This window comes from candidate division KSB1 bacterium, assembly GCA_034506255.1.
Taxonomy (GTDB): Bacteria; Zhuqueibacterota; Zhuqueibacteria; order Zhuqueibacterales; family Zhuqueibacteraceae; genus Coneutiohabitans; species Coneutiohabitans thermophilus.
Map to the genome: position 1 here is coordinate 259,270 of JAPDPX010000008.1, position 13,144 is coordinate 272,413.

The following is a 13,144-nucleotide window of genomic DNA, read 5'->3' on the forward strand; positions in this document are numbered from 1 at the left end:
TTTTGTTTGAAGCCGAAGGCGTGATGATTGGGTTTGAGATGTGCGAACAGCCGGTGACCGGTTGCAAAAAGCCCTTGCTTTTCCGGGGGCGGGACGCTATTGTTGCACATTTCTTAAGGCGCGAAGACAGCCGTACCCCAATTCACTTTCAACCCCCAAGACAAAGGACTTCGCATGTTTCGGACTCGAATTGCAGCCGTCGCGGCCGTGAGCGGGATGTGGGTCAGTTTGATGGCGGCGTTTCCTGCAAGAGCCGCCGACACCCTGGCGGGAGGCGCAGGATCGCGACAAACGAATCCCCAGGTTGCCGTGCCCGGCGTGGTGGTGGTCAAATTCGCAGGCGAGCAGTTGCTTGCGGAAACTCTCACTGCCACCGGCCGGCCGGCACTTGACAGTTTGTTGCGCGCGCAGCGCATTCAGCGATTGCAACAAGTTCTGCCGGCACGGCAGCGGCGGCAGGCGCGCGCGGCGCGGCGGCTCGACAACGTTTATTTCGCCCACTTCCACGGCGGTGCGGCGCCGGAACAGGTGGCGGCCGCACTGCGCCAAAGTCCGTTGGTGATCTATGCCGAGCCGAAATACCGACACACCATCATCGCCATCCCCAATGACCCCTCGTTTCCCAACCAGACCTTTTATAATCTCGTGCGCGCCCCGCAGGCGTGGGACGCGGTGAAGGGCGAGCAGGGCAGTGTGGTGATTGCCATCGTTGACGGCGGCACAGACATCGGCCATCCGGATCTCGCGGCGAATCTCTGGCGCAATCCCGGCGAGATTGCCGGCAACGGCGTGGACGACGACCACAACGGCTTCATCGACGATGTGCACGGCTGGAACTTCGCGAACAACACACCGGATCCCACCGGCCTGGCGGGCACACCGGACAATGCCAATCACGGCACGCATACCGCGGGCCTCGCCACCGCGGTTACCGACAACAACACTGGCGTGGCGGGCATGAGCTGGAACGCGAAGTTGATGGCGGTGTGCGCCAGTGATTCGGCAACCGACCGCTATATCACCTATGGCTTCGAAGGCATCCTGTATGCCGTAAACAACGGCGCCGACATCATCAGTCTGAGCTGGGGCGGGTACAGCAATTCCGCCTTCGAGCAGGAAGTGATCGATTATGCCGCCGATTTGGGGGTGGCGATCGTGGCGGCGGCGGGCAACAACAATTCCCGCGCGCTGCATTATCCCTCCGCTTACCGCCATGTCCTGGCGGTGGCCAACACCACCAACAGTGACACGCGCAATCCCGCTTCGAATTACGGCACCTGGGTGGATGTTGCGGCACCCGGCACCGCCATTTTGAGCACTGTCAACCACGGCCAGTATGCCACATTCAGCGGTACGTCCATGTCCTGCCCGCTGGTGGCGGGCCTGGTGGCGCTGGTGCGCACCCGGCATCCAGATTGGAATGGCTTGCAGGCGGCGGAGCAGGTGCGCGTCACGGCCGACAACATCGACAGCAAAAATCCCGGTTATGCGGGCCTGCTGGGTTTCGGCCGCATCAATGCGCAGCGCGCCGTCACCGAGAGCCTGCCCTCCCTGCGCCTGACCGGCGTTCGTGTCGTGGAGAGTGATGGCGATGGCGTAATTGAACCGGGTGAAACCGTCGATGTCTGGATCACGCTGCACAACTATCTTGCCGCTGCCAGCGGCATCAGTGTGAGCCTGCTGGAAAGCGATGCCTACATCACGCTCACCTCCGCCACGGCCAGGCTGGCGGCGCTCGGCACGCAGGAGCGGGCCGAGCTCACCACGCCGTTGCGCTTCACCGTGGCCGGCAATGCGCCCAGCGGCCATCCCGTGGACTTCACCCTGCGTCTCGTGACCAACGAGTATGAAGATCGCGATTATTTCACCCTGACGATTTTGCCAACCGCCGGCGCCATCAACATCAACAACATTGCCACCACAGTGACCAACATCGGCCGCCTCGGCAATCTCGACCCCGCGGATGCCGCCAGCGGTGTGGGCTTTCGCTTCAAAAACGGCCCCAGTTTGCTGTTTGAAGGCGGCATCATTGCCGGCACCGGCCCCGCGCAAATTTCGAATGCCGTGCGCGGCCTGTTGTCCGGCAGCCAGCAACTCAATGATCAGGACTTCACCATTGCCCCGAACGGCGATCTGCGCGTGCTCGCGCCCGGCACCCGCAGCGATCAGGAAAGTCTCGGTATTTTCGAAGACGGCGCCGCCAACAATCCGATGAACATCCGCATCACCCAGGAAAGCTTCGCCATGAAGGACGCGCCCCACGATGACTTCATCCTGCTGCGCTACAGCATCGAAAATCAAAAGGACACGCCGCTGAACAATTTTCATTTCGGTGTTTTTTTCGACTGGGATATTGACGGCGGCACCTTTGCCACCAACAAAACCGACCATGATGCCTCCCGCCGGCTGGGCTACGCCTTCGACAGCGGCAGCGGGCCCAAAACCTACGTCGGCATGTCGCTGGTGAGTGAGAGCCCCTTCAACTACGAGGCCATCTACAACGATCCCAATGCGCCCGGCTTCACCGGCATCGGGCTGCATGACGGCTTCACCGACACGGAAAAATGGCAGTCGATCAGCGGCGGCATCGGCCTCGAACGCGCCGGCCCGGCGGATGTTTCCTTCGTGGTGGCCGCCGGCCCTTTCGACCTTGCGCCTCATGGCGTCGTCACGGTGGGTTTTGCGCTGCTCGCCGGCGAAAATCTCGCCGATTTGCAGGCCAATGCCGATGCGGCGCAGGCCTTGTGGCGCAGCCTGTTCGCGACGCAGGTGTCTGAGCCGCGCACGCCCGGACTGCCCACCGCCTTTGGCCTGGCGCAGAATTTTCCCAATCCTTTTCAGGTCAGGGAGGCGCGCGGCGCCCGCACCACGATTGCGTTTCAATTGCCGGTGGCGGAAACGGTGACCCTCGAGCTTTATGATGTGCTCGGACAAAAAGTCCGCACGCTGGTGCACGAGCGGCGCGCTGCCGGTTTTCACCGGGTCATGTGGGACGGCCGCAGCGCCGCCGGCGGGTTGGTGCCGAATGGCATTTACTTTTACCGTCTCACTGCCGGCAGCTTCATACAAACGCGCAAACTGGTGCTGCTGCGCTGATGCCACACCCGGAGAACGACGAACGCCGGCGCTTGGCAGTGGCTTTCGTGAGCCGTTTCATTGACGCGCCGGATTTGCGCCAGCGCATCAGCGCCGTGCTCGCCAGTTTGCCGCCGGAAGTGGTGTCCGATATCGTGAACGACGACCGCTTTCGCATGGCGGTGTACGATGTTCGCGATCCGGCCGGCAACTCATTGCATTTTGCGCCACCGGGCGTGGGCAACAACGGCAGCCGCATGATCGCCTGGAAGTCCTCGCTCAGCACCGCGCCGCTGGAGTTTGCCAACTACGTCATCGCGCATGAATTCGCGCATGCCTGGCTGCGCAATCGCGGCCGCACCACGGATGAAGATCCGGAAGATGCCGCGGATGCCCTGGCCAGGGAATGGGGCTATGAGAAACCGGAGAGCGCCCGGCGCTTCACCTGGTGGCGCCGCTCATGACGTGGCGGCTGGAAGCTGCACGGCACAGGTGAAGCCTTCGCCAGCCTGCCCTCCTGCCGCCAATGCAAAATCCCACGCCAGCAGTTTTATTAGAATGCTGCTGCCGTGGGATTTTTTTCGGTTGGAGCAGGCCGCCGGCCGGAGCGCGAGGCCAAACGCGCCGGGCCCGCTTATTTCCAACTCACAAAGTTCGAATCCGCGCGCGCGGGCTTTTCCACCCAGTCGGCAACAAAGACATTGGTGTCGCGCGTGGGCGTGCGTTGCGTGTTGCGGTTCGAGCAGAAGGCGAGCTGCCGGCCACTGTAGGAAAACATGGGAAAAGCATCGAAGGTGTCGGTATGGGTGATCTGCTCCAGGCCGGTGCCGTCGGTCTTGATCATGAAAATATCGAAGTTGCGGCCGCCCTTGTCGAGCGAATGGTGATTGGAGCAGAACAGCACCCGTTTGCCATCGGGGTGAAAAAACGGCGCCCAATTCGCGCCGGGGAGATGGGTGACCTGGCGCACGTTTTTGCCGTCGGCGTCGGCAATGAAAACGTTGAGCGCCTTGGGTTCGACCAGCCCTTGGGCGAGCAACTCACGATAGGCGATGGCCTCTTCACCGGTGGGCCGGCTGGCACGCCAGACGATCTGTTTCGAATCGCGCGAAAAGAAGGCGCCGCCGTCATACCCCAGCTCGGAAGTCAATTGCAAATTTTCGCCGGTTTTCAAATCAAAACGCCAAAGTTCAAGATCGCCGGAGCGAGTCGAGGTGTAGACGAGATAACGGCCGTTGGGTGAGAGGGTGGCCTCGGCGTCATAGCCCGGCCCGCCAAGCAACAGTCTGGGGGTGTGATCTTGGGGGCCAGCGACATAGATTTCGTAGTCCTGCAACAACGCCCAGACGTAACGGCCCTGGGCGAACATCATGCCTTTCGGGCAATCCGGGCTGGCGGCATGCGTCGAGGCATAGAGCCAGCGGCCATCCTTGAAAAAGTAACTGCACGTCGTGCGCCCCTTCCCCGTGGAAAGCAGCTCGTATTGTTTGCCGCTCTTCAGAGGCTTGCCGTTCACATTCATCACGAAGATCTGATCGCAACCCTGCGGATTGATCTGCGCCCAGTCACTCTGAAAGATGAGCTGCTTGTCATCATAACTCCAGTAGGCCTCGGCATTATTTCCGCCAAAAGTCAGTTGCCGTACGTTGCGCAGATGCACCTCGCCGGTGTAGCGCAGCGAATCGCTGCTCCCGTTGCTTTGCGTCGCGCCCGTGGCAAACCAGCAGGCCAACAGCAGGCAGCAGCTTGTGACCTTCCGCAGGCGCCGGCTCGATCCGGCCGGCACCGACCAGCCATGGTTACTTTTCACAATGGGCTCCCTTGAGTTTGTATTGCATCCCACGACAACGCCGCAGCTTGCATTTGGGACGGGATCTCCGCGCTGCACGGGAGGCCACAGCTCAGCACAGGGCATCCCGCCTGCAGACAGGCGCAAACCGGCGTCAGGAACTCGTCAGGATGACAAAGAGACGCGATCGTTCCTGCCCGCCAACGAAGATACCCGCCGGGCATCCGGCTCCGGCGCCTCACCAGTCGAAAAAACAGGTTCCTGTTCCTGTCGAGGCGCCAGCGCGGAAGCGGCCGGAGATTTTATGCTTGCGGTGCGGCGGCCTCACCGGCCCGGCAGCAAATCATCCTTGCGCAGGGGCAGTGTGCGCAGCTCCAACGAATCGGCGGTGGTGAACGCCGTCCATATCGGCAGAATATAGCCAGCTTGTGCGGCGATACCGGTATAATCGCCGAAGAACACCGACTTTTTGGTGGTGAAAGGCTGCGGTGAGAGACGGTAATTGCGGAACGTTTCGCCGCCATCGAAAGAGGCGGCCAGGTACACGTGCGTGGCCGTGGCATCGCTGCCCGCCGCGCGGCGATCATAAAACAAAATATAAATCGCACCGTCCTGCGGATCGACCGCCAGCCAGGTCAAAAATTGTTCCCTGCCGTTCCCCACGGAATCATCATTGACGCGCCGCGGTGTGCTCCAGCTTGCGCCGCCATCGCGGGACCATGCCAGAAAAACATCGGGATCGCCGTGACGCTGGTCGATCCAGTTGAGATAGATCGTCCCGCGATAGGGGCCGTGGCTCACATCACAAGCAGTGACCGGCATGCCGTTGCAGCGGTAAATGCCGTCGACGTCGAAATTCCACCCTCCGGGCATGGGACTGACCACCACATCCTGCCCGAAGGTCACGCCCCCATCGCGTGATTTGTCGAAATAAATGCCGTCAGGGCCCGCCCACGCCAGATAAACTTCACCGTCAGGCCCGACCGCCGGCACGCAGCCCTCCACGGTGTTGTCATCATCACGGGCATCGCCGGCCAGCTCATTGACGCGCTGCGGCGCCTGGAAGGAGCGGCCGCCGTCGATGGAGCGCGAGAACAAGATGAAGCTGCTGTCCTCCGGTGCGGCGCTGCCGTAGGTCGTGAACTCCGTCCACGCGATGTAGATATTGCCGTGCCAGGCGCTGCCGGTGTTGTCGATGGCGAAATAGGGCTTGTCCTGAAAGGGCGTGGCGGTGTTGAGATCGTAGACGGCCACCGGCTCCAGCCAGGAATGGCCGCCATCCACGGACTTGATGCAAAAAATGCCGGAAACATTTTCCCGCCGGAAGCCGGTGAAGGAAATGTACACGCTGTAGCAGTTGCCCCCGGCATCACAACGCACCGAGCAATCACCCTGCACCCGTTTTTCGGGGTTGGGCAGCGGCTGTTCGAAAAAGGTGCGGCCGCCATCGAAGGAGGTGTAGGCATAGTTGGTGACGCGCGTGCCGAGATGGCGGCCGCTGGCATGCGACACCGCCACCAGGTTGTGCGGATGCAGCGGATTGATGGCGATCGCCACCTCATTGGGATTGCGAGCGCTGCGGTTGACGCGCACCGCCGGTCGCGCCAGGTTTTGCGCCACCGCCGGCATCAGCCACAGAAGCAGCAACAGGCCGGTCACAAGGGCAGCCATGGCTTCATCCTCCAGGAGCTGAGTGTGAACGCCGCTCACTCATTGCCGGCCGACGGGGTGATGCCCATTTCCTGCAGGAGATAATCGGCGCCGGCAAACTTCTGCGTCACCCACAGCACGTAGCGAATGTCCACTGCGATCGAGCGGCTATAGTCTTCGCTCCAGGCATAGTCGTTGATTGTGGCCTCGAAGGCACGGTCGAAATTCACGCCCACCAGTTCGCCGCGGGCGTTGAGCAGCGGGCTGCCGGAATTGCCGCCGGTGGTGTCGAGATTGTAGAGCACCGCCACCGGCACGTCGTGCAATTGCGGGTGGGCGAAGCGGCCGTAGTCTTTCGCGCGATGCAGTTGGATGAGTTTTTCCGGTGTATCGAACGGCTCCCGGCCGGTGGTCTTGGCGATGACACCGGAGAGCGTGGTGATCGGCCGGTAGTAGACGGCATCCGCCGGCGAATAGCCGCGAACGCGGCCATAGGTGAAGCGCAGTGTGCGATTGGCATCGGGAATGAAATCGGCCTGGCGGAATTCCTTTTTCACTTCAATGAGCTGGCCATACAGTTTTTCCAGGGCACCGTTGCGGCGTTGCGTCTGCCGTCGCATTTCTTCATAGGCCGGATAAAGCGACTGTGCCAGAGTGAGGAACGGATCTTTCAATTTCTGCAATTCCCGGGGTGGTTTTTCCAGGCAGGCCATCAAAAAACGTCCGTCTTTGAGTTTGCTGCGCGCATACGCCTGCCGGATGAATTTGTCGATGGTTTTCTGCGGGTCATCGCCTGCCACGATATCCGCCAGCGCCGCGAGTCGTTGCTTGGCCGGCAGCCGGGCGGCGCGCAACAGCAGCTCTTTCAAAAAAATCCTGTCGGTCGGCTCATGAAAATCGGCGACGGCCTGCTGCAGGCTTTGTTTGGTGGTGTTGAAGTTGCGCTCCATGTAGGCGGGCAGGCGTTCCAGGTCGGGCTTCTGCAACTCCCGGCTGGCTTCGTAGACGGAAAAGCCGAAGCGGAACAGCGTGACACTGCCGAGATGTTGCAGCAGCAGATCGCGTTCGGCCGTCGCCCGCATGTCATCATAGACCTGCGCGATTTCCGCGAGCAGCGTGCCATATTTCTGCCGGCGGCCGGGATCCGCCGCGATGAATGCCTGCAGCGCCTGCTCCTGCGCCCGCTTTTGCTCGACCAGAGCGAGGCGCTGCAAACCTTTGAGTTTGCCGCGATAATTTTTCATGGTGTTGGCCAGGCTCTTGATGCGGCTGGCGTGTTTGAGCGCGACGCTGCGGTCGGCGCGTCCCTGCTCCTCCATCGTTTTGATTTGCCACTCATAGAGATCGGCGACATAGGGCATGCGGACCTCTTGCTCGAAGGCGAGATAGGCCGCGGTCTGGTGGCGGTAGGTGCGGCCGGGATAACCGAGCAGAAAGACAAAGTCGTCTTCGTTCACGCCTTCGGGCGCCACGCGCAGCACGGCCTTGGGATGATAGGGCACGTTGTCGGGGGAATACTCTGCCGGCGAGCCATCCGGCGCCACATAGGCGCGCAGAAAGGAGAAATCGCCGGTGTGGCGCGGCCACACCCAGTTGTCCTCCTCGCCGCCAAATTCGCCGATGCTGCGCGGCGGCACATACACCAGTCGCACGTCTTTGAGATGGGTGTAGAGGAACAGCACGTAGGTTTTGCCGATGAACATCTCCGCGATTTCCGCACGCCGGCCCGGCTGTGCCTGCTCGGCGGCCTGCACCATCTCCTTGATCTTGCGCTCGAGGGCCCTGGCGCGCTCACTGTAGTCCATTTCCCCGCTGACGGCGCTCAACACTTCCGCGGACACGTCCCGATACGATTCGATCAGGCGCACGGTGAGCCCCCTGGCCGGAATTTCCTCGTTCCGCGTGGCGGCGAGAAAGCCACGCTTCACATAATCCTTCTCCGCGGTGCTGGCGGCCGCCACCGCGCCGAAAGCGCAATGATGATTCGTCAGAATCAAGCCCTCCGGGGAAACAAACGAGCCGGTACAGCCACCCACCATGACGATGGCGTCGATCAGACTCACGCCGTTGGGATTGTAAATGGCAGTGGGATCGATCAGCAGACCCCGGTCTTTGAGCGGCAATTTGTGAATGTCGCTGATCGGCCACATGCCCTCGTCGGGCGCCGCCTGCAACGCGGGCGCCAGGCAGAACGCCACAATAAGAAGAAAACGTCGCATGGAAAACTCCTTGCAGCATCTCGTCGCATTTGTTGTCTGAATCATGCGTCATTGCCTGCTTGGTCAGAGTGCCGGCCACTTCCCCGCACCGTCATCCTTCGGAAACTTTTTGAGTAACGCAGGCATCGCTGCCTGCAGTCAATGAGTCTGCGCTGCGTCTCCACATGTAACTGAGGCATTACTCTGCACCGGCAGACCCCCGCGAGCCTGGCTCTGCAACGGCCTGGCCGTTGGATGAAAACCCTGCAAGGTCTCATTCGATTTCCGCGCGCAAGCGCCTGGCCATGCCACGGGCGTAAAAGCGCGGCGCCAGCCGGTTCAGCCAGTAAGCCAGCCGGCTGATGTTGCCCACCAGCAACAGTTGTTTTTCGCGGCGCGCGCCCTGCAAAATGCGCTGCGCGGCGGCCAGCGGTGCCATCTTCCTGCCCACCACCACCTGCTCGTGCCGCACCGGATTGCCATCGGCGCCCAGCGCGTTTTTGTTGATGGCCGTGTCGATGAAGGAGGGGCACACCAGCATGATGGCAACGCCTTCGGCTTCGAGTTCCGGCCGCAGGCTTTCGAAGAAGCCATGCAACGCGTGCTTGCTGGCGGCATAGCCGGTGCGGCCGAGCAGCGGCGAGAAGCCGGCCACGCTGGAAAGGGTGATGATCATGCCCCGGCTTTGCTGCAACGCCGGCAGCGCCGCCGCGGTCCAGTTGAGCGCGCCGAAAAAATTCACCGCCAGCACGCGGCGAATCACTTCAATATTGGTGTGCGCGAAGCGGCTGCGATGGCTGAGGCCGGCATTGTTGATCAGCACATCGATGCGGCCGAAGTCCTGCAGAATTTTTTGCACGAGTTTTTGGGTGACTTCCCAATCGGTCACGTCGCCGGCATGGCCGGTGAAACGGACGGGCGTGGCTTGAAAGGCGCGGGCGAGGCATTCCAATTCCTGAGCCGCCCGGTCGATGCCGACCACCAGGGCGCCGGCCTCGCCAAAGCAGCGGCAGAGCGCACGGCCCAGACCGCCGGCGGCACCGGTGATGATCACGACCTTATCTTTGAAATCGCGCTTTGGCATAACGGGCGAACACCTCGCGGGAGGTCAGCACCGGCGTGTAGCCGAACTCGCGTTTGAGTTTCGTATTGTCCAGCACCGGCCGGTAGCGCAGAAAATCGAGTTGGGCCGGGCCGTAGGGCGTCAGCCGCAGTTTGTGCAGCAGCGCCAATCCCCATCTTAACAAACCTGCCGGCAAAGTCAACGTTTTCCTGCCCAGCATGTGGGCAAGCTCTGCCAGCGTGAGTGTGCCGTCGCCGGCGAGATTGTAGATGCCGGTTTTGTCCGTGAAGATGGCCTGGCGTATACAGGCGGCCGCGTCCTGATCCCAAATGAAAACGAACGGACTGTCACTGCCCTTGACCGCCAGCAACCAGGGCATTTCGAAGTAGGCGGTGATCGGGTTGTGCGTGGTTTCCCCCAGAATCGTGCTCACCCGGAAGATGACCTGTTGCAATTCGGGGTGTTCGCGGCGGTGACGCGCCAGCAGCTCTTCGATCAGTCGTTTATGACGCGCGTAGGGAATCTCGTCATTGCCGCGCAGCGGATGTTGCTCGGTGAGCAGCGGGGGATTGTCCGCGTGATAGCCATAGGCGGCGCCGCTGGAAGTCACGATGATTTTTTCGACCCCGGTGGCGAGGCAGGCGTGCAGCACATTTTGCAAACCGCCGATTTCGACGGCCTCGGCCAGGGCGCGATCACGCGGCACCAAAATCGCCGCCAGATGCACCACTGTGGTGATGCCATGCCGCCGGAAAAGCTCCACCAGTTGCGGGGAACGAATGTCGAGCTGCCCGTACTGCACGCCAGCAAGCTGTTGTTCGGGTGGGGTGGCGCGCACGTCGAGTGCGACCAGCGTGCAGGCCGGCAGGGCGCCGGCACGTTGTTGTGTCACCAGATCCGCCAGCACGATTTTGCCGAGGTAGCCGGCCGCGCCGGTGATCAAAATGTTTTTCATGCGTATCGCGTCCTGCTCATTGGCAGGGTGAAAGAACGCGCCATTTCAGGAGGTTGTGAGACTGTTTCTGCAACGGCTTGGCCGTTGCATCGACTCGCGCGAGCCGGGCTCCGCAAGCAACGCCGATTTGATCGCGACGCCCAACCATCCGGGGGATGGGGCATGAGGAATTTGGCAGGCCAACGTGCGGTCAACTCCGGCAGGAGTGAACTGTTTTTAGTCAAGCGGCATATCGCATTTCCCCAAACTCCGTCAGGAGTGACCTGACCGGCTCTGCTCAAAAAACCGCGTCAGATCACGGGAAATTCTACAGGCCACTCCTCGCGGAGTTTAAAGACGCGCAAGCTTCGAATGTCTACAAACAGTGCACTCCTGACGGAGTTTGGGGAACGAGACATTTCTTTCGGTCAACAGCAAGCTAACATGCAAAATTCAGGTATAAACAGTTCGACCCGCTGGAGCTGTTTCCCGGCGCTGCTGAGAGGGCGCACGCCCAGCAGCCCCGCCCGGGACGCTCTGTTTATAGCACGACAGCGACTCAATCATAAGCTATCAGGATCAAACACAAAAATTCTCCCACGCAAGCAGCGCTCCCACGGAAAAAGCCATTTCGTGGGAGAGAAGCCGTGACCCCCTCGGCAAACGGGCGAATTTCGCAGTCAGGCCGCTCGACATTCGAAAAAAGTCTCGTGTGACTTCGACCTGGAATAACTGACGGCGTTTTGTGAACCCGCCATTTATTCTGAGCAACAGCAAGCCGGCATGCAAAATCAGATAGCAGCATTGGACATCATCTTGTTGGCAGGCAGGGATGCCCGCGTCACTCCATAAGGTCACTGCGAACGACGACGCATGTGCCATTTTTATCCCTGCGAAATTCCACGAGTGTTACCGGCTGCCGGTGGGCGCAGCGACCACAACCATGCCAGTGTTGTCCCGCTGATGATGTGCCAAATTCCCCACCATGCCGCCACCAGCGCCATCCCGCCCAGGCCGCCAAAGAAATTGAAGATCAACAGCAATCCCAAGCCGGAGTTTTGGATGCCGATCTCGATGGCGATGGCACGGCAATCAGGCTCGGGCAGCCGGGCTGCGCGGGCAACAGCATAACCACCCGCCAGTGCCAGGCCGTTCTGCACCATTACTGCAAACGCCACCCGGCCGACATGATTCACAAAGTTGTCCCAATTCGCCAGCAGCGCGGCCAGCACAAAGCCGCCGAAAAAGAGCAGCGAGAGGATTTTCATCGGTCGTTTGAGCGCCGTGGCCAGCCGTGGCCGGCGATACGCCAGCAGCAGGCCGAGCGCCAACGGCAGGCCCAGCAGCAACAACACCGCGGTCATGAGATCCACCGGATCCAGCGCGATTTTGCGCAAGAGCGCGTGCGCCGGCGGATAAAGCGAGCCCCAGAAGGTGAAGTTGAGCGGTGTCAGGACCAGCGCGGCGGCGGTGGAACAGGCCGTCATGCACACAGACAGCGGGGTGTTGCCGCGGGCGAAATAGGTGAGAAAGTTCGAAAGGTTGCCGCCCGGGCAGGCGGCCACCAACAGCATGCCCAACGCCATGCTCGCGGCCGGCGCCAGAAGGCACACCAGCACAAAGGACAGGGCCGGCAGCAGGATGAACTGGCCGAGCATGCCGATCAAAATGGACCGGGGAAACTGCAGCACCAGTTTGAAATCACCGAGTTGCAAATCCAGCGCAATGCCGAACATCACCACGCCGAGAATCACATTGAGCAGCGTCAGCGTGGCGGGGTTGAAGTTGAGAGGGATGGCATCCAGGGCGGGCAAGCTGAGGATCTCCTCCGTCATTCTTCATTGCTTCTGTGATGGTTGTTCAGCCGCCGGCTGCGGCCGTCCGGGAACGCAGTGTTGCCGGGCGAACTGATGCGCCTTGAGTACAAGCCAGGCACAGGTCATCCCGAACAGCGCGCCCCCGGCAACGTCGGAGGGATAGTGCAAGCCGAGATAGATGCGCGAGAAGCCGGAAAGAAAGGCACAGGCATAAAGCGGCGTGCGCTGCTGCGGATAAAAGTGCGTGAACAGTGCTGCCGCGGCAAACGAGTTGGCGGCGTGGTTGGAGGGGAAAGAGAACGAGGTGCTTTTGCCCAAAATCATGTGGACCCCCTCCAGCACGACGCACGGCCGCAGCCGCTGAAACCAGGGCTTGAGCACGAAGGCGGCGATTTGATCGCTGAGCAGAATCACCGGAATGATCAGCAGCGCGGCGCTGCGGCCGGTCGGGCCGCCCTTCCACCACAGCCAGACATAAACCGCGGCAAACAGCGGAAACCAGTTGCGCGGGTTGGTGACGATCGGCATGAGCCAGTCGAGCACCCCGCATTGCAGCGTGTGATTGACGAAGAAGAACAGGGCAATGTCGATTTGCAGAAGCTGTTCGAGCATAAGGCA

At 61.2% G+C, this 13,144-nt stretch carries 9 protein-coding genes; 2 read left to right on the forward strand and 7 right to left on the reverse strand.

The window, feature by feature from the left end:
• The first annotated feature begins 174 nt into the window (after positions 1-174).
• Positions 175-3,096 carry a S8 family serine peptidase gene (locus ONB52_17515; protein MDZ7417934.1) on the forward strand — a complete coding sequence of 974 codons (2,922 nt, stop codon included), beginning with the start codon at positions 175-177 and terminating at the stop codon, positions 3,094-3,096.
• Positions 3,097-3,143: 47 nt separating this feature from the next.
• Positions 3,144-3,539, forward strand: coding sequence for a hypothetical protein (locus ONB52_17520; GenBank protein ID MDZ7417935.1), 396 nt, complete (start codon positions 3,144-3,146; stop codon positions 3,537-3,539).
• A gap of 170 nt (positions 3,540-3,709) precedes the next feature.
• On the opposite strand, the gene ONB52_17525 is transcribed toward ONB52_17520, so the two are convergent.
• The 7 genes from ONB52_17525 to ONB52_17555 form a co-directional block, all read right to left on the reverse strand.
• The gene (locus tag ONB52_17525) at positions 3,710-4,885 is read right to left on the reverse strand and encodes a hypothetical protein (protein MDZ7417936.1); all 1,176 of its coding nucleotides are present in this window, start codon (positions 4,883-4,885) and stop codon (positions 3,710-3,712) included.
• 303 nt (positions 4,886-5,188) lie between these two features.
• A complete protein-coding gene (locus ONB52_17530) occupies positions 5,189-6,535 on the reverse strand; it encodes a glycoside hydrolase (GenBank protein ID MDZ7417937.1) in 1,347 nt (448 codons plus the stop codon).
• 35 nt (positions 6,536-6,570) lie between these two features.
• Positions 6,571-8,733, reverse strand: coding sequence for a S46 family peptidase (locus tag ONB52_17535; protein ID MDZ7417938.1), 2,163 nt, complete (start codon positions 8,731-8,733; stop codon positions 6,571-6,573).
• Between the two features lie 253 nt (positions 8,734-8,986).
• The gene (locus tag ONB52_17540; GenBank protein MDZ7417939.1) at positions 8,987-9,796 is read right to left on the reverse strand and encodes an SDR family oxidoreductase; all 810 of its coding nucleotides are present in this window, start codon (positions 9,794-9,796) and stop codon (positions 8,987-8,989) included.
• On the reverse strand, positions 9,771-10,730 hold the full coding sequence (locus tag ONB52_17545; GenBank protein MDZ7417940.1) for an SDR family oxidoreductase: 960 nt from the start codon (positions 10,728-10,730) through the stop codon (positions 9,771-9,773). Before ONB52_17545 ends, ONB52_17540 begins: the two co-directional genes overlap by 26 nt.
• An 863-nt stretch (positions 10,731-11,593) precedes the next feature.
• Positions 11,594-12,544: a bile acid:sodium symporter family protein gene (locus tag ONB52_17550; protein ID MDZ7417941.1), complete on the reverse strand. Its 951-nt coding sequence runs from the start codon at positions 12,542-12,544 to the stop codon at positions 11,594-11,596.
• A 3-nt stretch (positions 12,545-12,547) separates the two neighbouring features.
• Positions 12,548-13,138 carry a phosphatase PAP2 family protein gene (locus ONB52_17555; protein ID MDZ7417942.1) on the reverse strand — a complete coding sequence of 197 codons (591 nt, stop codon included), beginning with the start codon at positions 13,136-13,138 and terminating at the stop codon, positions 12,548-12,550.
• Between the last annotated feature and the right edge of the window lie 6 nt (positions 13,139-13,144).

What these genes read in the sequence shown, in the direction of transcription:
- ONB52_17535 (MDZ7417938.1), bottom strand. Translation starts at nt 8,733, where the DNA reads ATGCGACGTTTTCTTCTTATTGTGGCGTTCTGCCTGGCGCCCGCGTTG.
- ONB52_17515 (MDZ7417934.1), top strand. Translation starts at nt 175, where the DNA reads ATGTTTCGGACTCGAATTGCAGCCGTCGCGGCCGTGAGCGGGATGTGG.
- ONB52_17545 (MDZ7417940.1), bottom strand. Translation starts at nt 10,730, where the DNA reads ATGAAAAACATTTTGATCACCGGCGCGGCCGGCTACCTCGGCAAAATC.
- ONB52_17555 (MDZ7417942.1), bottom strand. Translation starts at nt 13,138, where the DNA reads ATGCTCGAACAGCTTCTGCAAATCGACATTGCCCTGTTCTTCTTCGTC.
- ONB52_17530 (MDZ7417937.1), bottom strand. Translation starts at nt 6,535, where the DNA reads ATGGCTGCCCTTGTGACCGGCCTGTTGCTGCTTCTGTGGCTGATGCCG.
- ONB52_17550 (MDZ7417941.1), bottom strand. Translation starts at nt 12,544, where the DNA reads ATGACGGAGGAGATCCTCAGCTTGCCCGCCCTGGATGCCATCCCTCTC.
- ONB52_17540 (MDZ7417939.1), bottom strand. Translation starts at nt 9,796, where the DNA reads ATGCCAAAGCGCGATTTCAAAGATAAGGTCGTGATCATCACCGGTGCC.